This is a genomic window from Cytobacillus purgationiresistens (assembly GCF_030813235.1).
GTDB classification, from domain to species: Bacteria; Bacillota; Bacilli; order Bacillales; family Cytobacillaceae; genus Cytobacillus; species Cytobacillus purgationiresistens.
Genome location: NZ_JAUSUB010000003.1, coordinates 23,415 through 48,818, shown reverse-complemented (window position 1 = coordinate 48,818; position 25,404 = coordinate 23,415). Strand labels below are relative to the sequence as shown.

26 protein-coding genes are annotated in these 25,404 nt (G+C 41.4%); 24 read left to right on the top strand and 2 right to left on the bottom strand.

Translation table 11 applies throughout. The annotated features are described in order from the left end of the window. Positions 1-6 precede the first annotated feature (6 nt). On the top strand, positions 7-2,886 hold the full coding sequence (uvrA, locus tag J2S17_RS04455; protein WP_307472319.1) for an excinuclease ABC subunit UvrA: 2,880 nt from the start codon (positions 7-9) through the stop codon (positions 2,884-2,886). Positions 2,887-2,931: 45 nt separating this feature from the next. Here the strand turns inward: uvrA and J2S17_RS04450 are convergent, their stop codons facing one another. Further along, the gene (locus tag J2S17_RS04450) at positions 2,932-3,096 is read right to left on the bottom strand and encodes a hypothetical protein (RefSeq protein WP_307472318.1); all 165 of its coding nucleotides are present in this window, start codon (positions 3,094-3,096) and stop codon (positions 2,932-2,934) included. A 172-nt stretch (positions 3,097-3,268) separates the two neighbouring features. On the opposite strand from J2S17_RS04450, the gene J2S17_RS04445 reads away from it, so the two are divergent. From J2S17_RS04445 to J2S17_RS04430, 4 genes are all read left to right on the top strand, one after another. Further along, positions 3,269-3,610: a hypothetical protein gene (locus J2S17_RS04445; protein ID WP_307472316.1), complete on the top strand. Its 342-nt coding sequence runs from the start codon at positions 3,269-3,271 to the stop codon at positions 3,608-3,610. Between the two features lie 93 nt (positions 3,611-3,703). Beyond that, positions 3,704-4,015, top strand: coding sequence for a magnetosome magnetite crystal formation protein family (locus J2S17_RS04440; protein WP_307472315.1), 312 nt, complete (start codon positions 3,704-3,706; stop codon positions 4,013-4,015). A gap of 19 nt (positions 4,016-4,034) precedes the next feature. After that, a complete protein-coding gene (locus tag J2S17_RS04435) occupies positions 4,035-5,144 on the top strand; it encodes a DUF4097 family beta strand repeat-containing protein (RefSeq protein ID WP_307472312.1) in 1,110 nt (369 codons plus the stop codon). 77 nt (positions 5,145-5,221) lie between these two features. Further along, positions 5,222-5,566: a phage holin family protein gene (locus J2S17_RS04430; RefSeq protein ID WP_307472310.1), complete on the top strand. Its 345-nt coding sequence runs from the start codon at positions 5,222-5,224 to the stop codon at positions 5,564-5,566. A 47-nt stretch (positions 5,567-5,613) separates the two neighbouring features. Here J2S17_RS04430 and nagA read toward each other — a convergent pair whose 3' ends face one another. Next, entirely contained in the window at positions 5,614-6,789 is a 1,176-nt protein-coding gene (gene nagA / locus J2S17_RS04425) for an N-acetylglucosamine-6-phosphate deacetylase (RefSeq protein WP_307472308.1), read from the bottom strand. Between the two features lie 384 nt (positions 6,790-7,173). Between nagA and hprK the strand changes: the two genes are divergently transcribed. The 19 genes from hprK to whiA all read left to right on the top strand — a co-directional run bounded on the left by hprK (position 7,174) and on the right by whiA (position 25,396). Further along, entirely contained in the window at positions 7,174-8,109 is a 936-nt protein-coding gene (gene hprK / locus J2S17_RS04420; RefSeq protein ID WP_307472306.1) for an HPr(Ser) kinase/phosphatase, read from the top strand. 44 nt (positions 8,110-8,153) lie between these two features. Beyond that, on the top strand, positions 8,154-8,975 hold the full coding sequence (gene lgt / locus J2S17_RS04415) for a prolipoprotein diacylglyceryl transferase (RefSeq protein ID WP_307472304.1): 822 nt from the start codon (positions 8,154-8,156) through the stop codon (positions 8,973-8,975). 27 nt (positions 8,976-9,002) lie between these two features. Beyond that, positions 9,003-9,944, top strand: a complete 942-nt coding sequence (locus J2S17_RS04410) for a nucleoside recognition domain-containing protein (protein ID WP_370874952.1) — start codon at positions 9,003-9,005, stop codon at positions 9,942-9,944. Beyond that, a complete protein-coding gene (gene ppaX / locus J2S17_RS04405) occupies positions 9,937-10,587 on the top strand; it encodes a pyrophosphatase PpaX (protein WP_307472302.1) in 651 nt (216 codons plus the stop codon). The genes J2S17_RS04410 and ppaX overlap by 8 nt, the downstream gene beginning before the upstream one ends. Then, entirely contained in the window at positions 10,584-11,129 is a 546-nt protein-coding gene (locus J2S17_RS04400; RefSeq protein ID WP_307472300.1) for an acyltransferase, read from the top strand. The genes ppaX and J2S17_RS04400 overlap by 4 nt, the downstream gene beginning before the upstream one ends. A gap of 329 nt (positions 11,130-11,458) precedes the next feature. Further along, positions 11,459-12,640, top strand: a complete 1,182-nt coding sequence (locus tag J2S17_RS04395) for an ATP phosphoribosyltransferase regulatory subunit (protein WP_307472299.1) — start codon at positions 11,459-11,461, stop codon at positions 12,638-12,640. Beyond that, the gene (gene hisG, locus J2S17_RS04390) at positions 12,637-13,287 is read left to right on the top strand and encodes an ATP phosphoribosyltransferase (RefSeq protein WP_307472297.1); all 651 of its coding nucleotides are present in this window, start codon (positions 12,637-12,639) and stop codon (positions 13,285-13,287) included. Before J2S17_RS04395 ends, hisG begins: the two co-directional genes overlap by 4 nt. Beyond that, complete coding sequence (hisD, locus tag J2S17_RS04385) at positions 13,284-14,552, top strand: histidinol dehydrogenase (protein WP_307472295.1); 1,269 nt, start codon at positions 13,284-13,286, stop codon at positions 14,550-14,552. The genes hisG and hisD overlap by 4 nt, the downstream gene beginning before the upstream one ends. A 15-nt stretch (positions 14,553-14,567) precedes the next feature. Further along, positions 14,568-15,155: an imidazoleglycerol-phosphate dehydratase HisB gene (gene hisB / locus J2S17_RS04380; protein WP_307472294.1), complete on the top strand. Its 588-nt coding sequence runs from the start codon at positions 14,568-14,570 to the stop codon at positions 15,153-15,155. Next, complete coding sequence (gene hisH / locus J2S17_RS04375; RefSeq protein ID WP_307472292.1) at positions 15,156-15,794, top strand: imidazole glycerol phosphate synthase subunit HisH; 639 nt, start codon at positions 15,156-15,158, stop codon at positions 15,792-15,794. It abuts the gene before it with no gap. Beyond that, positions 15,791-16,522 carry a 1-(5-phosphoribosyl)-5-[(5-phosphoribosylamino)methylideneamino]imidazole-4-carboxamide isomerase gene (hisA, locus tag J2S17_RS04370; protein ID WP_307472289.1) on the top strand — a complete coding sequence of 244 codons (732 nt, stop codon included), beginning with the start codon at positions 15,791-15,793 and terminating at the stop codon, positions 16,520-16,522. The genes hisH and hisA overlap by 4 nt, the downstream gene beginning before the upstream one ends. Next, a complete protein-coding gene (gene hisF / locus J2S17_RS04365) occupies positions 16,522-17,280 on the top strand; it encodes an imidazole glycerol phosphate synthase subunit HisF (RefSeq protein ID WP_307472286.1) in 759 nt (252 codons plus the stop codon). Before hisA ends, hisF begins: the two co-directional genes overlap by 1 nt. Further along, the gene (gene hisIE / locus J2S17_RS04360; protein WP_307472284.1) at positions 17,277-17,918 is read left to right on the top strand and encodes a bifunctional phosphoribosyl-AMP cyclohydrolase/phosphoribosyl-ATP diphosphatase HisIE; all 642 of its coding nucleotides are present in this window, start codon (positions 17,277-17,279) and stop codon (positions 17,916-17,918) included. The genes hisF and hisIE overlap by 4 nt, the downstream gene beginning before the upstream one ends. 1,109 nt (positions 17,919-19,027) lie before the next feature. Beyond that, entirely contained in the window at positions 19,028-20,524 is a 1,497-nt protein-coding gene (locus J2S17_RS04355; RefSeq protein WP_307472282.1) for a tetratricopeptide repeat protein, read from the top strand. 210 nt (positions 20,525-20,734) lie between these two features. Next, positions 20,735-21,688, top strand: a complete 954-nt coding sequence (gene trxB, locus J2S17_RS04350; protein ID WP_307472280.1) for a thioredoxin-disulfide reductase — start codon at positions 20,735-20,737, stop codon at positions 21,686-21,688. A 365-nt stretch (positions 21,689-22,053) separates the two neighbouring features. Then, positions 22,054-22,512 (top strand): NUDIX hydrolase, encoded by a 459-nt coding sequence (locus J2S17_RS04345; protein ID WP_307472278.1) that lies wholly within the window; start codon positions 22,054-22,056, stop codon positions 22,510-22,512. Between the two features lie 26 nt (positions 22,513-22,538). Beyond that, a complete protein-coding gene (gene rapZ / locus J2S17_RS04340) occupies positions 22,539-23,429 on the top strand; it encodes an RNase adapter RapZ (protein WP_307472276.1) in 891 nt (296 codons plus the stop codon). Further along, on the top strand, positions 23,426-24,397 hold the full coding sequence (gene mgfK, locus J2S17_RS04335; RefSeq protein ID WP_307472274.1) for a gluconeogenesis morphogenetic factor MgfK: 972 nt from the start codon (positions 23,426-23,428) through the stop codon (positions 24,395-24,397). Before rapZ ends, mgfK begins: the two co-directional genes overlap by 4 nt. 51 nt (positions 24,398-24,448) lie before the next feature. Then, positions 24,449-25,396 (top strand): DNA-binding protein WhiA, encoded by a 948-nt coding sequence (gene whiA / locus J2S17_RS04330; RefSeq protein WP_307472273.1) that lies wholly within the window; start codon positions 24,449-24,451, stop codon positions 25,394-25,396. Positions 25,397-25,404 lie beyond the last annotated feature (8 nt).

Genomic DNA, 25,404 nt, shown 5'->3' with positions numbered 1-25,404 from the left:
AATGAAATGGCAATGGATAAACTGATTGTAAAGGGTGCCAGAGCGCATAACTTAAAAAATATCGATGTAACGATACCAAGAGATCAGCTGGTTGTCTTAACCGGACTTTCCGGCTCAGGTAAATCCTCCCTGGCATTTGATACGATCTATGCAGAAGGTCAACGTCGTTATGTGGAGTCATTATCTGCTTATGCACGGCAGTTTCTTGGTCAAATGGATAAGCCGGACGTTGATACGATTGAAGGCTTATCACCAGCCATATCAATTGATCAAAAAACGACCAGTAAAAATCCGCGCTCTACAGTGGGTACCGTAACGGAAATCTATGATTATTTACGACTTTTATATGCAAGAGTAGGAAGACCAACTTGCCCAATCCACAATATTGAAATCTCATCGCAAACGATTGAGCAAATGGTCGACAGAATCATTGAATTCCCTGAAAGAACAAAGCTTCAAGTATTGGGTCCGCTTGTATCAGGCCGAAAAGGTACACATGTTAAGGTCTTAGAAGAAGTGAAGAAGCAAGGTTTTGTTCGGGTGCGTGTGAATGGAGAAATGCGCGACCTTGGAGAAGATATTGAACTTGAAAAAAATAAAAAACACTCCATAGAAGTAGTCATTGACCGCATCGTTGTCAAAGAAGGCGTTGAAGCAAGGCTTGCCGACTCCCTAGAAACAGCTTTGAAGCTAGGAAGCGGTAAGGTCATTGTGGAAGTGATAGGTGAAGAGGAATTATTATTCAGTGAAAATCACGCATGCCCTCAATGTGGTTTTTCAATTGGCGAGCTAGAGCCTAGAATGTTCTCCTTTAACAGTCCATTTGGTGCCTGTCCAGATTGTGATGGACTCGGAGCAAAGCTCGAAGTAGATCCTGACCTAGTGATACCGAACAAAGGATTATCATTGAAGAAGAATGCAATCGCACCATGGGAGCCAAGCAGTTCCCAATACTATCCGCAGCTATTGGAGGCTGTCTGCAGTCACTATGGCATTGATATGGATGCACCTGTAAAGGAGTTACCAGAAGATCAACTTGAAAAAATATTATATGGGTCCGGGAAAGATAAGATCTATTTCAGATATGAAAATGACTTTGGGCAAATACGTGAAGGAAATATTAAGTTTGAGGGCGTTATGAACAATATACAACGCCGCTATAAAGAAACAAGCTCTGATTATATCCGTGAACAAATGGAGAAATATATGGCTGAGCATGCGTGTCCAGGCTGTAAAGGCTACCGTTTGAAAAAAGAAAGTCTTGCTGTCCTAGTTGATGGTCGCCATGTTGGTAAAATAACATCACTGTCAATTGAAGAGGCTTATCAGTTTTTTGAACACTTAAAGCTGTCAGAAAAAGAAATGAAGATTGCTAATCTTATTTTTCGCGAAATAAAAGAACGACTTGGGTTCTTAATAAATGTTGGACTCGATTATTTATCTTTAAGCCGTGCAGCTGGAACATTATCAGGAGGAGAAGCGCAGCGGATTCGGCTCGCAACTCAAATCGGCTCCCGGCTAACTGGTGTACTCTATATCTTGGACGAGCCTTCAATTGGACTTCATCAGCGTGATAATGAACGTTTGATCGAAACCTTAAAGAATATGAGGGATATCGGAAATACGCTTATCGTGGTGGAGCATGATGAGGATACGATGATGGCAGCCGATTACTTAATTGATGTCGGACCGGGTGCTGGCGTCCATGGTGGCGAAATTGTTTCGGCTGGTTCACCACAGCAAGTAATGGAAGATCCAAAATCACTAACGGGTCAATATTTATCCGGAAAAAGGTTTATTCCCCTGCCGATTGAACGCAGAAAAGGCGACAGCCGTTTTATAGAAATAAAAGGTGCAAAGGAAAATAACCTTAAAAATGTAAATGTGAAATTCCCACTCGGCATTTTTACTGCAGTTACAGGCGTGTCTGGTTCAGGGAAAAGTACATTAATCAATGAAATTCTCCATAAAAGCCTTGCTCAAAAGCTTAATCGCGCAAAAAGCAAGCCAGGAGAGCATAAAGAAATCAAAGGGATTGAGCATCTTGAGAAGGTCATTGATATTGACCAATCTCCAATTGGGCGAACACCAAGATCAAACCCTGCGACATATACAGGTGTATTTGACGATATTCGCGATGTATTTGCCTCAACGAATGAAGCGAAGGTTAGAGGCTATAAAAAAGGCCGCTTCAGCTTCAATGTCAAAGGCGGGCGCTGTGAAGCCTGCCGCGGTGATGGAATCATAAAAATTGAGATGCACTTTCTTCCAGATGTGTATGTGCCCTGTGAAGTATGCCATGGGAAACGCTATAATCGTGAAACACTTGAAGTGAAATATAAAGGGAAAAATATTTCCGAAATTCTTGATATGACGGTTGAGGTTGCACTAGAATTCTTTGAAAATATCCCAAGAATAAGCCGTAAGCTGCAAACGATATATGATGTAGGACTGAGCTATGTGAAGCTTGGTCAACCTGCAACAACGCTTTCAGGTGGTGAAGCGCAACGCGTTAAGCTTGCATCTGAATTGCATAGACGGTCTACAGGGAAATCATTTTACATTTTAGATGAGCCAACTACGGGGCTGCATGTTGATGATATTGCTAGATTATTGGTTGTTCTTCAACGTTTAGTTGAGAATGGCGATACTGTCCTTGTCATTGAGCATAACCTTGATGTGATAAAAGCAGCGGATCATATTATTGACCTTGGTCCAGAGGGCGGAGATAAGGGCGGTACAATTCTAGCGACTGGATCACCGGAAGTGATTGCTGAAACAAAGGCATCCTATACAGGGAAATACTTAAAGCCAATTCTAGAACGGGACCGCATGCGCATGAAAAAGCAGATTGAAGAAAAAGAGGAAGCCGTAACAAATGCTTAAATAAAGAGGAACAGCGCAATCAATGATGCGCTGCTCCTCTTTTGTTTATACGATGCCCAGCAAACCTATAATCAAAGGTGTAAGAATTAAACTGATCAGCAGCGTTGTCAAACAATGCTTCTTCTCTGTCATCTTAAACATGATATTAAAAAATGAACTAATGCCAAATAATAAAAAGAAAACAAACAGTGAAGTAATTTCATTCCACATAAGTAAACCCTCCATTTATACAAAATTACCATAATTTTATAGAAAATAAAATAGTGAAGCGAATTTAAAAAGACAACTCTTTGTAATCAGTTAGAAAAAGGCATGTAACTATTTTCATTTATAATAAAACGAAAAAGTACATATAGCTAAAAAAATTAAATAGGAGGTAATTATGGAAGATTATTTGGAGAAGTCATTAGAAGAGTGGAAGGAAGACATTTCTGAAGTGCTTAACCAGATCAACGAGGAATTTGAAAATATCAAACTAGATTTGAAGCTATATTCTTATAAATATGGAATTACGAAACAAGTCATTCAGTCGACGGTCAATGAAGAGATCATTGAGAACATTCGTGAGAGATACCATAAACCCTTTGAGGAGAAATACAATGAGCTTAAGGAAAAAGCAAAAGAGCTAGAGGAGAAGCGCAAAGTATTCCAAATGTTTGTGAATAAAATTGATGAAGTGAAACGAAAAGAAACACCAAGAACTGACTTTGCAGCGTATAAATAAAAAACCGTCTAAGACCTCAGACGGTTTTTTGTTTGTAAATGAAACTTTCTCCGCGCTCTTTCGTAAGTATAATTATAGAGGAGCTGAAGAAAAATGGACACGAATAAAATACTTTCAGCGCTTAGCTACTTTAGTATATTGTTTGCCGGCGTTATTTTTCCCATCATTGTTTATTTTGTTGTTGAGGATCAAAAAACGAAGGAACACGCAAAAAAAGCTTTGATTTCACACCTAATTACCTTTATACCACTAATAATCGTCATCGCAGGCGCGTTTACCTGGATAAATAATGTAGAACAAATACCCATTCTTTTTATAACTGGTGGCGTCCTAAGCATAATAATTAGTCTAGCGGTACTAATATGGAATATGATTAAAGGAATAAAGGTTATTTCGACAAATTGATTAATTTGGAGGGGTTATCATGCAAGCAGAAAAAAAACGAATTTTGAAGATGGTAGAGGACGGGAAACTATCAGTGGACGAAGCGCTCACATTGATGGAGGAATTGGAGAAAGCGAGTAAAACAGCACAAGAGAAGCAGGAAGATATCGTAAAGGACCTTTCTACAGCCGTTCACTTTGAAGAGGCTAAGAAGGAAGAGCCATTTAATTATAAATTTAATTCAGCGAAGGATAAAATAATTGATTTCGTTGATTCTGCTTTTAAGAAAATTAAAGAAGGGGACCTTGATTTTAATTTCGGTCATTCTGTAGATATTTCACATATTTTTCAGCAATCGGATGTATATTTAAAGGACATGGAGATTGATATCTCAAATGGATCTGTAAAGGTTCTTCCCTGGGGGCAAAAGGATGTCCGCATCGAATGTCAGGCGAAAGTGTATCGTGCAGAAACGCAAGATGAAGCACGCAAAAACTTTCTGGGTGATGTCGTTTTCACAATCAATGAAGAAAAACTACGATTTTCTACTCAGCAAAAGTGGATAAAGTTAAATGTAATTATCTATGTTCCTGATAAAAATTATGAAAAATTAAAGGTTCGGACGTTTAACGGACCAATTGAAAGTGAAAATATAAGGGTAGAATCATTTAAAGCAAAGACAGCGAATGGTAAAATAAATGTCCAGCATTTGCATAGCAAGCATGCAGAAATGGAGACTGTTCACGGTCAAATCTCTGCAGTGAAAAGTACGATTGATCATTTAGAAGCAGAAACAATTAACGGTACGATTAAAGTAGATGGAGATTACGAAAAGGTGGATATCCACTCTTTTAATGGAGATGTTTATTGTTCAGTTAGCGGTTCAAGATGTGAATACGTTGAAGCGAAGGCAACAACGGGCAGCTTGGATATAGAACTTCCTCATTTCAAACCTGTGAACGGAGAACTGAAAACCAATTTAGGCAGTTTCAATGTTCATCTTGATGGGATTGAAATTATTGAAGAAAAAAGCGATGTTATTCAAAAGGTCCTGCACTTTAAATCGCTTAAAGACCCGCAGAGTGGACTTAAGCTAGACGCTGATACAAAAACCGGCTCCATTACAGTGAAGAAATCCAGCTCTTTGTAAGCTTGCGGACTGGCAGGCTCAAAAGGCTTGTTCCTGCGCATACTGTTCGTGTCAATTGAAGAGGAGTTTATAAAAGTATGAGATGGTTAATTGGGATTTTAATTAATGCCATATTATTTATGGCAATTGCAGGTTTTTTTGAAGAATCCTTTTATTTATCAGGATTCGGGGCAGCTATAGGTGCAAGCTTTATTCTATCCATCCTGAATATTCTTGTTCGCCCGATTTTAATTATATTAACCTTGCCTATTACAGTGCTATCGTTAGGTCTGTTTTTATTCGTCATCAATGCGGTCACATTACTCATTACTGATGGCTTAATGGGTAGCTCTTTTGAAATAGCCGGGTTCGGTACAGCGGTTATTGTATCGATCATTATGTCTATTGCAAACGTGATTATTCAAAAAGTAGTTTGGCGTTAACCAAAATGGTCAGTCATCGCACTGGCCTTTTTTTGTTTGTGATTTGTTTAGCTCTCACGGGAATAACCAATTTCTCCTCTGCAAATCGTCATGACCACATTAAGGTGCTTATCCAGCACGACCAGGTCCGCATCTTTTCCACTGGCAATACTTCCTTTGCGGTCATAGATTCCTAAATTTTTGGCAGGGTTCATACTTGCAGATTGAATGGCTTCCAATGCATCCGCCCCGGCAAATGCAATGATATTTTTAACCGCTTCATTCATTTTGAGTATACTGCCAGCGAGTGTGCCATCAGCTAATTGTGCTTTTTTATTTTTGACAGTGACCCGCTGGCCACCGAGGTCGTATTCTCCCTCCCGTAAATACTTAGCTCTCATACTATCAGTGATAAGAAGAATTTGATCCATTCCTTTTGTTTTGTATACGAGCTGAACCATTTCTGGGGTTACATGGATGCCGTCTGCGATGATTTCTGCTGTAAGCTCTTCAATTAGGAGTGCAGCACCTGCCACACCTGCTTCTCGATGATGCATACCGCGCATACCGTTAAATAAGTGCGTCACGTTTGTTGCGCCTGCGTCCACTGCTGAACATACTTCGGAAAACTGGGCATCAGAATGTCCGATAGAAGCAATCACTCCTCTGGCTGCTAAGTAGCGGGTAAAGGCCATGTCAATATCTATTTCGGGTGCGTAAGTGACAACCTTAATTTGGTTATCTGCAGCGGCTTGCCACTTTTTAAAAAGCTGAATATTTGGCTCTACCATATATTCACGAGGCTGAGCCCCGGCTTTATTTTGATTAATAAAAGGGCCTTCAAGGTGTACACCCAATATTTCAGCCTGTCCTGGAGGACTATTGAAAGCGGAACTGTTTATTAAAGCTGATTCTATTTTGTGATGCTCCTGTGTCATAGTCGTAGCAAGAAAACTTGTCGTGCCTTCTTTAGGCAGCATTTGTGCTATCGTGTTTAAAGCTTCCTCAGTAGCATCCATTACATCTGCTCCGCCTGCACCATGAATATGCATGTCAATAAAGCCAGCGCTGATGAAGTAATCAGGTTCTAGATCAATGACCTTTGTTTTCGCCGCATCCAAGGCGGGCAGGTCTATCATCCCTCCTGCTTGAACAATGATATGATCTTCTATTAACACAAAGCCATTAGGAATCAGTTTCTCTACTGTAATGACTTGGGCGTTTTTTAGTAAGGTTAAGGTCATTAGGAACGCTCCGTTTCAAAAGGATTGAATAAAATTATCTTATCACTTGAAAGACTTTTGCGTGATTATCTTTTAATATAGCTTTAAGGAGAAAAATAATCATCATTCATTTCGGTTCTATTGAAAAAAATGCTAAAATAAAGTGCATATAATGAAAAAATAGGCTCTTTTCTAAAGGATTGTTGTTTTTTCATAGGTTTTGATAAACCGTTGATAAAAAAGTTGATTGGAACGGGTGTGCGGAAAGCGAGCACCTGGAGAGGAAATCAACCACTACCTGCGAAAAGCAACAAAGTATACGATAACAGCCAAAAAATAATAAAACGGCCTTATTTTTCTTTTTTATAGATGAATCGAATTTCTGATCAAAGGAGGGGAAGTCATTTGCCAAAGGTACGGACGAAGGATGTTATAGAGAAATTTAATTTAGAGTTGATCAGCGGTGAAGAAGGAATCAATCGTCCGATAACGACGAGCGATATATCAAGACCAGGAATTGAGTTAGCGGGGTACTTTGATTATTTTCCAGCTGAGCGCATTCAGCTATTAGGAAAAACAGAGCTTTCCTTTACGGAAAAGCTGAATCAACTTGAACGTGAGGTTAGATTGGAGCGCCTATGCTCGGATATTACACCCGCGATCATCGTCACGAGAGATCTTGAAATCCCGCTGGAACTAATTGAAGCGGCTGAGCGTGAAGCAGTGCCAATTCTTCGTACAAAGCAAAAAACAACAAGGTTTTCTAGTTTATTAACCAATTTTCTTGAAAGCAAGTTGGCACCAACGACGGCCATTCATGGTGTTTTAGTGGATATTTATGGTGTCGGCGTATTGATTACTGGAAAAAGTGGTGTAGGTAAAAGTGAAACTGCGTTGGAGCTCGTTAAGCGCGGGCATCGCCTTGTGGCGGATGATTGTGTGGAGATACGCCAAGAGGATGAGGACACACTAGTGGGAAGCTCACCAGAATTAATAGAACATTTGCTGGAAATTCGCGGCCTAGGTATCATTAATGTCATGACACTATTTGGGGCAGGAGCTATCCGCCGATTTAAGAAAATTTCGATTGTGATGGATTTGGAAATATGGGATTCAAAGAAGCAATATGATAGACTTGGCCTTGATGAGGAAAAGATGAAAATTATTGATACGGAGCTAACGAAGCTGACGATTCCAGTTCGTCCTGGCCGAAACTTGGCAGTCATTATTGAGGTAGCGGCCATGAACTTCCGTTTGAAACGGATGGGAGTTAATGCGGCTGAACAGTTTACAAATCGCCTGTCAGATGTGATTGAAGATGGCGATCATGAAGACCGCTAAAGCGGCTCTCTCTAGAGAGATTACATACAGAAGGAGAAGTGATTATGCTACTGACGATAACACCAATTGATCCGATTGCCATTTCCTTAGGGCCATTGGAGGTTAGATGGTATGGACTCATAATCGGTATCGGTATAGCTTTGGCGCTGATTGTTGCGATGAGGGAGTCGGAAAAAAGAGGGCTTGGAAAAGATATCATGGCTGATTTAATGCTTTGGGCGATTCCTATTTCTATTATCTGTGCCCGCCTTTATTATGTCATATTTCAATGGGATTATTATATTCAAAACCCCGGAGAAATTATTAAGATATGGAATGGCGGAATAGCGATTCACGGTGCACTCATAGGGGCTGTCATTACGGCTTATATTTTTGCGAAAAAAAGAGGGGTTTCCTTTTGGAAATTGGCCGATATTGCGGCGCCAAGTATTATTCTAGGTCAGGCCATTGGACGCTGGGGCAACTTTATGAACCAAGAGGCGCATGGTGAAGAAGTAACGAGACAATTTTTAGAAAATCTATATTTGCCTGAGTTTATAATTAATGGCATGTATATTAATGGTGCGTATTATCACCCTACATTCTTATATGAATCATTATGGAATTTTGCAGGGTTTTTCTTATTGATTGCCTTGAGACGAGTTAACCTGAGAAGAGGAGAGCTTTTTTTAACCTATGTGATTTGGTATTCGGTTGGCCGCTTTTTCATCGAAGGCATGCGTACAGATAGTTTGATGGTAACAGAATTCCTGCGCGCGGCACAAACGATCTCAATAGTGTTGATCATCGGTGCGATTGCCTTGTGGATTTTTAGAAGAGTGAAAGGCTATTCGAAGGAAAGATATTTAGATAAACCGAAGAAATAGTGAGAAGGAGATCGGGGGAGAGACATCATGCTTCATTCTGTTAAAGAGGGCTTGAAGGTTGGTTTAAAGACAACTTGGACTTTAGGGAAAATCATCTTTCCCGTAACCTTGATCGTTGCTTTGCTGCAGCATACACCTGTTTTGCCGTGGATAATCGAGTTTATTACACCGCTGATGAGTATATTTGGTTTGTCAGGGGATGCGGCGATTCCGCTAGTATTGGGGAATTTTCTGAATGTATATGCAGGGATTGGCGCCATTTTAACACTGGAGCTCTCGGTGAAGGAAGTATTCATTATCGCGGTTATGCTTTCGTTTTCCCATAACTTGCTGATTGAATCTAGTGTAGCGATTAAGGTAGGTGTGAAGCTGTGGATTGTGCTCGCTGTAAGGCTTGGTCTGGCAGCGATCTCTGGGATTATTATTAATCTGGTCTGGCAGGGTGGCACTGAAATTGCGAAATATGGATTGGTTCAAGCGAGTGAAGAGCAAGTATCTGGATGGATGCAGATACTAATGAATGCAGTTGAGAAGGCATCCCTTGGCATTTTTCAGTTGGCGATGATTGTGATTCCTCTAATGATTGTGGTTCAGATTTTAAAAGACCGCGAGTGGTTAAAGGTGTTTTCAAAATGGATGACACCTTTCACGAAGATGCTCGGAATGAAGGAGAATACTTCAACAACATTAGCTGCGGGGTTAATGTTCGGTCTTGCCTTTGGTGCTGGAGTAATGATTCAGGCGGTGAAGGAAGATGGCGTGAGTAAGAAAGATGTGACTCTTGCATTCATTTTCCTGGTTGCATGCCATGCAGTGGTAGAGGACACGTTAATCTTTATTCCATTAGGCATACCGATACTGCCGCTATTGCTGATTCGGTTAGTGGTGGCGATTATATTGACCGTAGTTGTGGCTTTTGTTTGGAAGAGAGCAGAGACTAAGCCTAGAAAGGAAGCATCTTATGGCTAAAATTGATACAGTATTATTCGATTTAGATGGCACACTGATTGATACAAATGAATTGATTATTTCTTCGTTTCTTCATACGTTGAATCATTTTTATCCAGATCACTATAAGCGTGAGGATGTTCTTCCATTTATGGGACCGACCTTGCAGGAATCGTTTGATTCTGTTGATCCTGAGAAAACTTCAGAAATGCTGTTAATGTATAGAAGCTATAATAAGGAGCATCATGATGTCCTTGTTAAGGAGTTTGACGGCGTATATGAGACAGTAAGAACATTGCAAGAGTCAGGATATAAGCTTGGAATCGTGACGACGAAGATGTCTGATATCGTTGAGAAGGGCTTAAAGCTGACGAAGCTTGATGAATTTTTTGATGTGGTTGTGGCTATTGATCATGTGGAGCTTCCGAAGCCTGATGCAGAACCGGTTTTAAAGGCGCTTGAGCTGTTGGATTCAAGACCCGAATCGGCGATCATGATTGGTGACAATCATCATGATATTCTCGGCGGGAAGAATGCAGGAGTGCGGACAGCGGGTGTCGCATGGTCCTCAAAGGGCAAAGAGCATTTATTGCAATTTGATCCAGATTATATATTGGAAAGTATGGCTGATTTGCTTGATATCGTTGAGGGTGAAGAAGGATGAGACGAACGGAGCGCTTTCCTGTTGAAGGAGCGAACTCACTATGGCATGTTTATAAAACCGTTCCTTTTTGGAAGGTAGTGAAGAATTTTGTTGTGATTCAGGTTGCTCGATATACACCCTTCTTAGGTTTAAAAAGCTGGCTGTACCGTACATTTTTGCGCATGACGGTAGGGGATCAAACATCCTTTGCACTAATGGTTATGCTGGATGTAATGTTCCCTGAAAAAATCAGCGTTGGCCGCAACACAGTCATCGGATACAATACGACAATTCTTGCGCATGAATATTTGATTAAGGAATATCGTTTAGGTCCAGTAGAAATCGGCAGTGAAGTAATGATCGGCGCCAACTGTACCATCCTCCCAGGGGTGGAAATTGGTGACGGCGCCATCGTCTCCGCCGGAACACTCGTTCACAAAGACGTCCCAGCAGGCGCCTTCGTTGGCGGAAACCCCATGCGCATCATCTACACAAAAGACCAAATGACCCAGCGCTGGGCAGAAGACCCGATCTATTCAACAACCAAGACAACACCAGAATAACTAACTTAAAACAACAAAACAACAAAAAAGCTAACATTTCCCATGTGAAATGTTAGCTTTTTTGTTGTTGTCGAATGGAGTGGGTGCCTGTCACCCCCATCATTCGACAACAACAAAGTCGAAATATGTAGAAATATGGGGGTGACAGGCACCCTAGTCGTATCATAATATGATTTTTCTAAAAATTGTGTGTAAAGTGGTTGACTAATGGGTTTATTGAGCGTAAACTACTAATAACTTCATTTTACTACCACGTTAGCGAACTAAAGGATATTGAAAGAGTGGCCTATTAGTACAATGGAACTTTTTATCATAAGAGGTGAGCTTCCTTGAGTCGGTTATTTATGTTTGAAAAACCATTAGGCATGCGGGATACCCTGCCTAATTTATATGATATGAAACACAGTATTCGGACAGTGATGGCAACGGAAATGAAACAATGGGGTTTTCAATTTATTGAAACACCAACATTAGAATATTACGAAACAGTTGGTTCAGCATCTGCGATTCTCGATCAGCAGCTGTTCAAGTTATTAGATCACGAGGGGCATACGCTCGTTTTACGTCCAGATATGACGGCACCCATTGCTAGAATTGCGGCATCAAAGCTCTTAAAAGACAATATGCCCATTAGATTAGCCTACTCTGCCAACGTCTTTCGAGCCCAGCAAAGAGAGGGTGGACGCCCGGCGGAATTCGAACAAATCGGGGTGGAATGCATTGGGGACGATACAATTAGTGCCGATGGGGAAAGTGTGGCCCTCATCACCTCTGTTATTCAAGCGGCAGGACTCGAAAATTTTCAACTTTCAGTCGGTCATATCGGCTTTGTGCGCGCGTTTTTCCGCCAGATCCTTGGCACGGAAGAAAGGGTAGAGGCATTAACAAGATACTTATATGAGAAAAACTATGTCGGCTACCGCATGCATGTAGGCGGTCTTGCACTCTCTTCCATCGATAAACAGCGTCTTCTCCATTTCCTAAAACTTCGGGGGGGAGAAGAAGTCATTTCAGAAGCTTATAGTTTAATAGAAAATGATCAAGGAAAAGAAGCATTATCAGAGCTGCAATTATTATGGGAAATCATTACGGATTACGGCCAGGAAAAGAGCGTCAAATTTGATTTAACCCTCGTCAGTCATATGAGCTATTATACGGGGATATTATACGAAGTCTACGCTGGCAATGTTGGTTTTCCGATTGGAAGTGGCGGTCGGTACGATCTCTTGCTTGAAAAATTCGGTAAGCCCTCCGGTGCGACAGGCTTTGCCATCAGACTTGATCGGCTGCTCGAATCTCTAGGAATGAACGAGCCGATAGAGCAGGTCATATGCATCGTATTTAGCTCAGAAAGAAGGAAAGAGGCGTACAGGCTTGCCCAAGAGCAGCGCCAGATAGGGAAAAAAGTTGTACTTCAGGATATTAATGGCGTCAAAGACATCGACGCTTGCTCCAACCAATATAATGACATTACCTTTTTAGTCGGAAAGGCAAAGGAGGCAATGAAATGAACGATATATTAACAATCGCCATGCCAAAGGGACGTATTTTTACCGAAGCTGCCTACATGCTCAGACAAGCCGGATTCCAGCTGCCTCCAGAATTTGATGATTCACGCAAGCTCATTATCGATGTTCCAGAAGAGAAATTCCGCTTTATTCTAGCAAAACCAATGGATGTCCCGACATATGTCGAGCATGGTGTGGCTGACCTTGGCATTGCCGGAAAAGACGTCATGCTTGAAGAAGAAAGAGATGTCTATGAACTGCTAGACTTGCAAATTAGTGCCTGCTATCTTGCAGTTGCAGGTATCCCAAATACAAAAATGAACGATGTTGCACCTAAAGTGGCAACGAAGTATCCAAATGTTGCTGCCGCTTATTTTCGAGAACAAGGTGAGCAGGTAGAAATCATCAAGCTGAATGGCTCAATCGAGCTTGCTCCGCTCATTGGTCTTGCTGATCGAATCGTCGACATTGTATCTACAGGCCGAACATTAAAAGAAAATGGCCTCGTGGAATATGAGGAAATCGTAAACATTACATCGAGATTGATTGTGAACCCGGTCAGTTATCGAATGAAGGATGCTCGCATTAGCGAGGTTGTCGAGCGGTTAACGGAAGTAATCAGCGGGATAAAGGCAGGCGAAACCGGATGAAGATTATTCATGCAGATCAAGCAGTATCGATAAAAAGATCGGTTGATAACGGAACGGAAGTACAGCGTCAAACAGTCAAAGTGATTATTGAAACGGTCCGTGCTGAGGGAGATCAAGCCTTAATCAACTACACCGAAAAATTTGATGGCATTGCCCTTCAGAACCTTAAAGTATCAGAGGAAGAAATAGCAGAAGCCTATCGATTACTCGACGAAAATATGCTTTCAATCATAAAAGAGGCAGCGAATAATATCCGCTCTTATCATGAAAAACAGCTAAAAAACTCATGGATGACAACAGAGGAAAACGGAACGATTCTTGGACAGAAAATTACGCCACTCGATTCAGTTGGCCTATATGTACCAGGAGGAAAAGCGGCCTACCCATCCTCCGTTCTCATGAACGTCATCCCAGCTCAAGTAGCAGGTGTGAAGCGAATCGTAATCACTTCACCCCCTGATCAAAAAACAGGGAAGCTTCCGCCAGCCGTCCTCGCAGCAGCTCAAATTGCAGGTGCAGCTGAAATCTATAAAGTCGGCGGTGCCCAAGCGATTGCAGCGCTGGCATATGGGACAGAAACCATTAAACAAGTCGATAAAATCACGGGACCTGGCAATATTTTTGTTGCATTAGCAAAGCGAGAAGTATTTGGTGATGTTGCCATTGATATGATTGCAGGCCCGAGTGAAATTGCCATTCTGGCAGATGAATCAGCGATACCGGTAGAGGTGGCAGCAGACCTGCTCTCCCAGGCAGAGCATGATGAAATGGCTAGCAGTGTCCTTGTAACCTCTTCGCAAAGTTTGGCAGAGGCTGTACAAGCAGAGGTTCACCGACAACTATCAACGCTGCCAAAGTATGAAATAGCCAGTCAATCTGTTGAAAATTATGGGGCCATTTATGTGACGGAAACAATCGATCAAGCGGTGGAAAAGATCAATCAGCTTGCTCCAGAACACTTAGAGATCTTAACGGAAAATCCAATGGAACTGCTCGGAAGTATTCGCCACGCCGGTGCGATTTTTATCGGCAGATACAGTCCTGAACCAGTTGGGGATTACTTTGCTGGTCCAAATCATGTGCTGCCTACGAATGGTACCGCCCGTTTCTCCAGTCCGTTAAGTGTGGATGAGTTTCAAAAAAAATCTAGCATTCTTTTCTATAGTGAAAAAGCATTAAAGCAGAACGGAGAAAAAATCGCAGCGTTTGCAAGGCAAGAAGGCTTAGAGGCTCATGCAAGATCGATTGAAACAAGATTAAGATGATGGGAGAGATGCGAAATGGCAAGAACGTCAGAATTGAGAAGAAAAACAAATGAAACCAACATTCAGCTATCACTGAACATAGATGGGGAAGGCGACAGTGATTTAAATACAGGCGTGCCATTTATGACCCATATGCTTGACTTGTTTGCAAAGCATGGCCAGTTCGATTTGACGATCGACGCTAATGGTGATGTAGAAATCGATGATCACCATACAACGGAAGATATCGGCATCTGCCTCGGTCTTGCGATTAAAGAAGCGGTCGGTGATAAACGAGGTATCAAACGATATGGCAATGCATTTGTACCAATGGATGAAACACTGGCACAAGTCGTTGTTGATCTAAGCAATCGCCCTCACCTTGAAATACGTGCAAAGTTCCCGAACCAAAAAGTCGGTACTTTCGATACTGAGCTTGTCCATGAATTCCTGTGGAAGCTTGCTCTTGAAGCAAGAATAAATCTTCACGTCATTGTTCACTATGGTCATAATACGCACCATATGATTGAAGCTGTTTTCAAAGCGCTGGCCCGTGCGCTTGATGAAGCAACAACGATTGATCCTCGTATTAAAGGGGTTCCTTCGACGAAAGGGATGTTATAGATGATCGGCATTATTGATTATGGAATGGGGAATCTCTTCAGTGTGAGTAAAGCACTTGAACGTCTTGAAGTCCCCTATTTGATATCCGATGAGCCGGTTGCGCTAATGGAAGCTGACGGCCTCATCTTACCAGGGGTTGGCGCGATTAAGGATGCGATGGAGCTGTTGCATCGCACCGGTCTCTCCAATACAATCATAGACTTTGCCGCTACAGGAAAACCGCTCTTAGGCATCTGTCTTGGGATGCAGCTATTATTTGAAGAAAGCGAAGAAAACGGTGGAACAAGAGGTCTCGGTCTTCTTCCTGGTTATGTAAAAAAATTTCCGGGAGTCACTGCTGAGGGCATTTCCTACAAAGTTCCGCATATGGGATGGAATCAACTCAAGTTCATTAATGAATCCCCTATATTAAAAAAGGTAGACGAAGATTTTGTTTACTTCGTGCATTCATACTACGCAGTAACCGAAGCTGCTGACGTCCTGATTGCAAGCAGCCAATATGATGTGGATGTGCCTGCGGTTGTTGGCAAAGAAAATATATTCGGCACGCAATTTCATCCGGAAAAAAGCAGCAAAGCCGGAATGAGAATCTTGCTTAATTTTACAAAGATGGCTGAAGAAAGGATGGGCGTATCATGACCTTTACGATTTTTCCTGCAATCGATATGAGGGGCGGTAAATGTGTTCGCCTGTTGCAAGGTGACTACGATCAAGAAACGATTTACGGAGATTCTCCATTTGATATGGCGAAAAATTTCTCGGCTGATGGAGCGAAATGGATTCATATGGTCGATCTTGATGGTGCCAAAAACGGGAAGAGAGTCAATGATTCCTACGTGATTCAAGCCGCAAAAGAGCTTCGTGCAAAAATTCAGATCGGCGGTGGAATCCGCACGGAAGAGGATGTTATTCACTATTTGGAAAACGGTGTTTCTCGTATCATCATTGGCAGTGTGGCCATATCCAATCCTGAGTTTGCCGTAAAGATGATTCAGACATACGGAGACTCGATCGCGGTTGGTATTGATGCTAAGAACGGCTATGTTGCTACACATGGCTGGCAGAATACTTCGGAAGTCAAAGCTGTGGATGTTGGTAAAAAATTCGCTGACGTGGGAGCGGAGACATTTATATTCACAGACATTGCAACAGATGGCATGCTTTCTGGTCCTAATATTGAGGCAGTTCGTCAATTGGCAAAGGAAACAGGGAAAAATGTCATCGCATCAGGCGGAGTAAGTGCGCTGAATGATTTAACCAAGCTCCAGCAATTTTCTAATGAGGGTGTGGTTGGTGCGATTGTTGGAAAAGCGATATATGAAGGGCGCTTTACTGCTCGGCAAGCATTAGAAGCGGTGCAACTGTAATGCTGACTAAAAGAATCATTCCATGCTTAGATGTGAAGGATGGCCGTGTTGTGAAAGGCATCCAATTTGTCCAGCTTCGTGATGCGGGCGATCCAGTTGAGCTGGCACGCTTTTATGATGAACAAGGGGCAGATGAGCTGGTGTTCCTTGATATCTCAGCCTCACATGAAGGCAGGAAAACGATGGTTGAGGTTGTCAAAGCAGTTGCTTCAGAGCTAGCTATCCCTTTTACAGTTGGCGGAGGCATTAACACCCTTGAAGATATGAAAAGAATTCTAAGGGCGGGGGCCGATAAAGTTTCCTTGAATACAGCAGCAGTGAATCGCCCTGAATTGATTACCGAGGGATCGAATTACTTTGGTGCTCAATGCATTGTTGTTGCTGTTGATGCGAAGTACGATCCAGACCTAGAATCATGGACTGTCTATACACATGGCGGTCGCACTCGAACGGAACGAGATGTGATGGATTGGGTTAAAGAAGCGGTCGACCGAGGTGCTGGGGAAATTCTGCTGACAAGCATGGACTCAGATGGAGAGAAAAAAGGCTTTGATTTAGCTTTAACAAAAGCCGTTAGCGAAAAGGTTTCCGTACCAGTTATTGCATCAGGTGGCGCTGGAAATGCAGATCATTTTGCCAATGCCTTCACAAAAGGCCAAGCAGATGCTGCACTGGCCGCCTCCATATTTCACTATAAAGAAACATCAGTAGCAGAAGTCAAAGCCTTTATAAAAGAAAAAGGAGTGTTCGTCAGATGAATATAGACACCGTAAAATTCGATGAAAAAGGCTTAATCCCTGCGATCATCCAGCACGTCGAAACAAAGGATGTGCTGACACTCGCTTATATGAATCACGAATCCTTGCAGAAGTCTATAGAAACAGGTGAAACCTGGTTTTTCAGTCGCTCCCGCAACGAACTTTGGCATAAAGGAGAAACGAGCGGCAATACACAGAAGATTATCGAGATGAAATGGGACTGTGACCAAGATGCGCTCGTTGTGTTAATAGACCCTGCTGGACCAGCCTGCCATACTGGAGCGGAAAGTTGTTTCTCAGAAAGCATTTATCGAGCAAATGATGTGCCTGTTGCGGATTACAGCATTCTCCTTAAGCTAGAGAAGATTATCGCAGAGCGTGAGCTGGAACGCCCTGAAGGCGCCTATACAACCTATCTTTTTGAAGAAGGCGTAGATAAAATTTTGAAAAAAGTCGGAGAAGAATCAGCAGAAGTCATCATCGCTGCCAAAAACCGAGATGCCGAAGAACTCAAATGGGAATCTGCCGACCTGATCTATCACCTTCTAGTCCTCCTGCGCGAACAGAAGCTGCCAATCAAAGACGTATTAAAAGTGTTAGAGACCAGACACGAGCAGAAAACCGTTTCCTCTGATTGAGAGGAAGCGGTCTTTGTTTGGGGATCTAGAAAAGTTAGTAGAAAGGGCGTGCCTCACTTAAATGAAATCTGATTGACAATCTAGTCAATAAAGTCTTTATTTGGTAGTTGGTTCAAATAACTTTTCGCGTTGTCATTTCAAAACCTACAACTATTATTAATTTGGGATTATTATCGCTTTTTTTCTACCTTCCCCGACATTATTCACCTTAGATCGGGATTATTATCGCTTTTTTTCTACCTTCCCCGACATTATTCACCTTAGATCGGGATTATTATCGCTTTTTTTCTACCTTCCCCGACACTATTCACCTTAGAATGGGATTATTATCGCTTTTTTTCTACCTTCCCCGACATTATTCACCTTAGATCGGGATTATTATCGCTTTTTTTCTACCTTCTCCGACATTATTCACCTTAGAATGGGATTATTATCGCTTTTTTTCTACCTTCTCCGAGATTATTCACCTTAGAATGGGATTATTATCGCTTTTTTTCTACCTTCCCCGACACTATTCACCTTAGATCGGGATTATTATCGCTTTTTTCTACCTTCTCCGACATTATTCACCTTAGATCGGGATTATTATCGCTTTTTTTTCTACCTTCCCCGACATTATTCACCTTAGATCGGGATTATTATCACCTTTTTTCTACCTTCCCCTATCTTTTAGACGGCAGTTATATTCTGATGGTAAATCGGTTCTCGCCCTAAAGGAGTTAAGAAAAGTTCTCTTTTATCCGTTTTACTTAATGCTCCCAATGCTTGCATGGTTTGTAATAAGTATTCAACTGATGCCCATATGAATACGGTAAAGGTTAATTTCCTCCTATATAATAAACTGCTCACTTATTTTAGAGTTAGAAAGTTTATCCAGTTATCTTCCCCCGATACTGCGTATGGAATGTTGCGAAATAAGAACCTCCAAGCTTTCGAGTCTTATAAAAACAGAACTTACTCTTCCCCTTCACACTTTCTGTTTATAAAAAGATTTACCAGATGATTTCATGAAAATCACTGGGTAATTCCCATTTATTACAACAGCCCCTTCCTGATGAGCTTGCTCGTATGATATAATAGTTGGGTTAATATATTTTATGGAGGATTTCATGAGTAAAGACTCTAAAGCACGATTTCAGAAGGGTAAGTTACTAACATTTATCCCGACAGGTGAGTATTATTTCTCAAAAGGATTGAAGGCTTACCATCGACGGGATTTTCATAAAGCGAAGAAATATTTACAGCGGGCGATGCAGCTTGAACCAGGCGAGCCGATGATTGTTTGTCAGTTGGCGGTTGTTCATGCGGAGATTGGAGAACATCCAGAATCAAATCGGCTGCTTCATCTTATTCTTGAGGAGCTTGATCAAGAGATGGTGGAGTGCCATTACTTCTTGGCCAATAACTATGCTCATCTTGGTTTTTTTAAAGATGCTTATCATCATGCGAAACTTTATATGGAAATGGAAGAGGACGGCGAATTTGCTGAAGATACAGAAGAGCTTCTGGAGCTTTTGACGCTTGAGACGGATGAGTTAGACGAGGAACTATATGAACAGGATGATCTCATAAACAAGCAGGAGCAGGCACGGGAGCTTTTGGAATCAGGTCATTTTCCGAAAGCGGTTGAGTTGCTGACTTCGGTGATTGATGAGTATCCGGAATATTGGTCGGCGTACAATAACCTAGCATTGGCTTACTTTTACTTAGGTGAAGTTGAGAAGGCAGCCGATATTCTTGCAAAAGTATTTGAAGAAAATCCAGGGAACCTGCATGCGCTTTGTAATAAGCTCGTCTTTTCTTATTATGAAGGCGACTATAAAGAGGTCCATCTGTTAAGAGATGCGCTGAAAAAAATTAAGCCGATGTCCGTTGAGCATCAATATAAGCTAGGCGCAACGTTTGCGCTTATTGGTGAATATGAGCTGGCGTTCGGGTGGCTTCGCAAATTGCAAAAACAAGGTTTCGACGGAGACGGTCCGTTTTATTATTGGTTGTCGTATTCAGCGTATTATAGCGGGTTGGAGAATTTGGCAAGATCAGCCTGGAAAAAGGCATTAGAAATGAATCCGGATAAAGCTGGCTTTGAGCCATGGAATGAAGAACGTGAGTCCATTAATGGGTTTGAAGATCACTATGCCTCCATTCAAAAGAAGCTCGACAGTGATCATATGGAGGAGCGTCTTTTCGCGTTATTTTTAACAGCTGTTTCAAGCAAGAAAAATGATCTGCTTTCATCTGCAAATATCAAGAAAAACCTTAAATTTTCACAGCTTGAAAAGGATTACTTGGCATTTGTTCAATCAGGCAATCATACGTACTATACTTCAGCTGCTCACGATATCGCAGGGCTGTTATACAAGAATTATCGTCCGGTTGGCACAGTAGAAGCCGGTTTGTATCTGATGTGGTTCTCTGCATTTGTTGAGATGGTGAAGGCCGGTCAAAAGATTAACAATCCGCAGGCTCATGCAGGTGCAGTTTCGTACATTTGGCATAAACTAAGAAATGATAATGTGTCACAAACAGAAATTGCTAAAAACTATGGCGTGTCCACTTCAACTCTGAGGAAGTACATCCAATCAATGAATGACTATCTGCATTGAGCAAATTTTTGGACGTTTCCTGTAAGATTTTATAGGATAAGTATAGGATGGCAATAATAGATAAAACTACTTTTGGAAAAATGACTGACTTTCGAGCTGTCAAGAAGCGTAGATAAGGGCTTGTTGCATGAATATTGATCCTAACGTTGTCGATTTCTGCACTGCCAATTGACACTTTTTTAGAAGTAGGACTGAAGGAGTGGGAAAAACATGACTGAAGAAAAAATTTATGATGTTATAATTGCAGGCGCTGGTCCTGCAGGGATGACAGCAGCTGTATATACCTCTCGTGCAAACCTTTCAACATTAATGCTGGAACGCGGGGTCCCCGGTGGCCAAATGGCTAATACAGAAGAAGTAGAAAACTACCCGGGATTTGAACATATTTTAGGACCTGAATTATCAACTAAAATGTTTGATCATGCAAAGAAATTCGGCGCTGAATACGCTTATGGCGACATTAAAGAAGTCATTGATGGCGTGGAATATAAAACAGTTATCGCTGGATCGAAAGAATATAAAGCGCGCGCGGTTATCATTACTGCAGGTGCTGAATATAAAAAAATGGGCATACCTGGCGAAAAAGAACTTGGGGGACGAGGAGTATCTTATTGTGCGGTATGTGACGGTGCATTCTTCAAAGAGAAGGAACTAGTCGTTATCGGCGGCGGGGACTCAGCTGTTGAAGAAGGCGTGTATTTAACTCGCTTTGCAAGCAAAGTAACAATTATTCATCGTCGAGATGAGCTTCGTGCGCAAAAGATTCTTCAAGACCGTGCATTTAATAATGAAAAAATTGATTTCATTTGGAACCATACAGTGAAAGAAGTAATTGAAAAAGACGGTAAAGTTGGCGGCGTAACCATCGTGTCAACTGAAACGGGTGAAGAAAAAGAATTTAAAGCAGATGGCATGTTTGTGTATATCGGCATGAATCCTCTTTCTAAACCATTTGCAAGTCTTGATATTACCAATGAAAATGGCTACATTGAAACCAATGAAAAAATGGAAACAAAAGTAGCTGGCATCTTTGCTGCCGGTGACATTCGTGAAAAAACATTGCGCCAGATTGTTACGGCAACTGGTGATGGAAGTATTGCTGCACAGGCTGCACAACATTACATTGAAGAATTGCAAGAGAGCTTAAAAGCAACTGCCCAATAAGTAAATAAATCCAATCAGGCTAAAATTTACAAAAAGTCATTTTGTTTTAACTCTCCTGTAACGTTCATGAAATAAAATTCGGGTATTATATAAATAGAAATTGACCCCCTTTTAAAGATATATTCCTTTGTACAGCACAGGCTAACTCCTGTGCTCTTTTTTTATTTTCAAACCGCTCTTTCCTCTTAGAAATTAGGTAAGCCCAATCTTTATCATATGGACTATGGAATATAAATCTCTCCATCGTTGTAGAGGTATAGTAAAAATAGTATAATGAAATGAATAAATATAAGCAGGATTTGTTTTTTTACGGCATTCAATATGTCTTATAAATAAAAATATAGACAGCAATAGAGGTGAATGAGATGCAGAGGGTCACCAACTGCGTACTATTAAAAGATGATCAAGTATTGTTATTGCAAAAGCCAAGACGAGGCTGGTGGGTAGCACCAGGCGGGAAAATGGAGCCAGGCGAATCAGTGCGGGACTCTTGCATCCGAGAATATAGAGAAGAAACAGGGATCTATTTACGGAATCCCAATATTAAGGGAATCTTCACCTTCATCATGAAAGAAGGAGACAAAGTTCTTTCTGAATGGATGATGTTTACATTCTTTGCTACTGAAGCAGATGGTTTGAATGTGGACGAGTCAGATGAAGGCAGATTAAGCTGGCACGCAATCGAGCAGATAAAGGATTTACCGATGGCGGCTGGAGATCATCATATTTTAGAATATATGTTGCGAGGAAATGGAATGATTTACGGTACCTTTACGTATACACCAAGCTTTGAGCTGATTAGTTATCGCTTAGATCCAAGCTGAATTTTTTCAAAACAGGGGGAATCATAATGAGTTCGAATACGCTCAATGAGACACAAATGGTTATCATTACAGGTATGTCAGGTGCCGGAAAAACGGTTGCCATTCAAAGCTTTGAGGATTTAGGCTTTTTCTGTGTTGATAATCTTCCGCCTACCCTGTTGCCGAAATTTCTTGAACTGATGAAGGATTCCGGGAATAAGATGAATAAGGTCGCATTAGTGATGGATTTGCGCGGCCGCGAATTTTTTGAGCACCTCTTTAAGGCATTGGATGATCTTGCCGACAAGTCATGGATTACGCCAGAGATTCTGTTCCTTGAAGCGGATGATTCGACTTTAGTTCGCAGGTATAAAGAGACAAGAAGATCGCATCCGCTTGCACCGTCCGGGCTCCCTATGGAAGGAATTAAACTGGAGCGCGAGCTGCTTGAAGATTTAAAAGGCAGAGCACAGTTAATCTATAAGACTTCGGATATGAAGCCGAGAGAGCTGCGCGAGAGGATTCTGACAGAGTTCTCTGTGAATAAACAAACCATTTTTACAGTAAATGTGATGTCCTTTGGTTTTAAACATGGATTACCAATTGATGCCGATCTGGTTTTTGATGTACGCTTTTTGCCCAACCCTCATTATATAGAACATATGAGACCGAAAACAGGTTTGGACGAAGAGGTATCAACGTATGTCCTTAAATGGAACGAAACGAATAAGTTTTTAGAAAAAGTCACGGATCTATTAGCGTTCATGCTTCCGCATTATAAACGAGAAGGAAAGGCGCAACTTGTGATTGCCATCGGCTGTACCGGCGGCCAGCATCGATCTGTCGCTCTAACCGAATACATCGCAAATCATTTTAAAAATGATTATAATACGAGAATCACTCACCGTGACATTGAGAGGAGAAAAGAAACTACATGAACAGACAACCGAGGATAGTCATCATCGGTGGGGGCACAGGCTTGCCAGTATTATTGCGGGGTCTTAAAAAATATCCCGTAGATATTACAGCAATTGTGACAGTGGCCGACGATGGCGGCAGCTCGGGTAGGCTGAGGGAAGATTTAAATATCCCTCCTCCTGGTGATATTCGCAACGTATTAGCTGCACTATCAGATGTAGAACCTTTAGTCGAGGAAATGTTTCAGCATCGCTTTACGACATCAAATGAGTTGTCTGGTCATTCACTAGGCAACTTAATTCTAGCGGCAATGACCTCCATTACAGGGGACTTCGTCCACGCGATTCAAGAGATGAGCAAAGTGCTGAATGTCAGAGGAAGAGTACTGCCAGCTGCCAAACAAAGTGTCGTTTTACATGCTGAAGTGGAAGATGGAACCATTGTATCAGGTGAATCCAAGATTCCGTATTCAGGGAAAAAAATCAAACGGGTATTTTTAACTCCTGAGAAAATAAAACCGCTTCCAGAATCGATTCAAGCCATTCGGGAAGCTGATTTAATTATCATTGGACCTGGAAGTTTATATACGAGCATCCTTCCAAATATGCTTGTTCCAACATTAGGTCAAGAGGTATGCGATGCAAAAGCAAAAAAATTGTATATCTGCAATTTAATGACTCAAGCAGGGGAAACGCTAAACTATCGGGCGAGTGACCATGTTCAAGCCATCTATGATCATATGGAATGCGCATTCATTGATACGATACTCGTTAATAGAGAGATGATTCCTCGCCAGATTCAAGACCGCTATATAGAGGAAATGGCAAAGCCTGTACACTATGATATGGATCGGCTTTACGAGCTTGGTCTCGAGGTCATACAAGGTGAAATTGTCAGCCTCGAAAACGGTGCAATACGACATGATACAAATGAAGTGGCGAAAATGATCTATCATCTTATTTTGGAAGAAACAAATAGAATAAGATGAGAAAAAAGCAAATGTTCCACTAGAGACCATTCGCATTTAGGGGGTGAAGGTATGTCTTTTGCGTCGGAAACTAAAAAAGAATTAACGAATCTCGAGACGAAAGACTGCTGCGGGAAGGCAGAATTGTCGGCGCTCATCCGGATGAATGGATCCCTCTCTTTTTCCAATAAGAAGTTGATAGTGGATATTCAAACCGAAAATGCGGCCATTGCTAGAAGAATCTACACACTCATTAAAAGAAATTATGAAGTGCAAGTAGAGCTTCTGGTCAGAAAAAAAATGAGATTAAAGAAAAATAATGTGTATATTGTCCGTTTGGCAGAACAAGCTAGCAAGATACTGGATGATCTAAAAATAATAAGCGAAGGATTTGTGTTTAGGCATAATATCTCTTATGAGCTTATTAATAAGAAGTGCTGCAAGCGTGCTTATTTGCGTGGAGCATTCCTTGCAGGAGGTTCGGTTAATAATCCTGAGACATCATCCTATCATTTGGAAATCGCATCGCTTTACAGTGAACATAATGAAGCGCTCAGTGAACTAATGAATACCTTTGACTTGAACAGCAAAACGCTTGAACGGAAAAAAGGGTTTATTACTTATCTTAAAGAAGCTGAAAAAATCACAGAGTTTTTAAATATAGTTGGTGCCCATAGTGCACTATTAAGATTTGAAGATATTCGGATTGTCCGAGATATGAGGAACTCTGTCAACCGGCTTGTCAATTGTGAAACTGCGAACTTAAACAAAACCATCGGAGCTGCACTTCGTCAAGTGGAAAACATACGCTATATTGAACAGACGGTCGGTCTTAAGGTTCTTCCGGATAGGCTAAGAGAAATTGCTGAACTGAGAGTCGCTTATCAAGATGTGACATTAAAGGAACTTGGAGAGATGGTTTCTGGAGGAAACATCAGTAAATCAGGAATCAATCATCGTCTACGTAAAATAGATGAAATTGCAGAAAAGCTAAAATCAGGCGAACTGAATTATTCTTAATTTGTTTA